Source organism: Cryobacterium sp. 10I1 (genome assembly GCF_035019805.1).
GTDB lineage: Bacteria > Actinomycetota > Actinomycetes > Actinomycetales > Microbacteriaceae > Cryobacterium > Cryobacterium glucosi.
Map to the genome: position 1 here is coordinate 1 of NZ_JASJVF010000631.1, position 298 is coordinate 298.

General features: G+C 58.4%; 1 protein-coding gene. It reads left to right on the top strand.

The features are described 5' to 3' along the window. Window positions 1–57 precede the first annotated feature (57 nt). The coding region (locus tag QN345_RS20085; RefSeq protein ID WP_323508227.1) for a hypothetical protein at window positions 58–298 on the top strand (241 nt) is incomplete at its 3' end.

The following is a 298-nucleotide window of genomic DNA, read 5'->3' on the forward strand; positions in this document are numbered from 1 at the left end:
GCAAAGGTAGCCGAGACCATAGTCAAATGATGGAAAGCGCGTCGCTACGCTGTCCGAATGGACATCCTTACAACGGCCCTATCGAAAGCGCCCGCTGCCGGGTCGATCATCGGCGTGCCAGTCTCAGTGTGGCTCCCGCCGTTGGCCGTGCTGGTAGTGGCATTGTTCGGTTTCTGGAATACCAGTCGAGCTACAAAGCGCGCTGGGGAGAATTCGGACGCCTCTCTGAAGCGCACGATCACGGCAGATAGGCAGGCGCGGCTGCTGGAAAAGCAGATGCTCCTCTACGCCGATATTT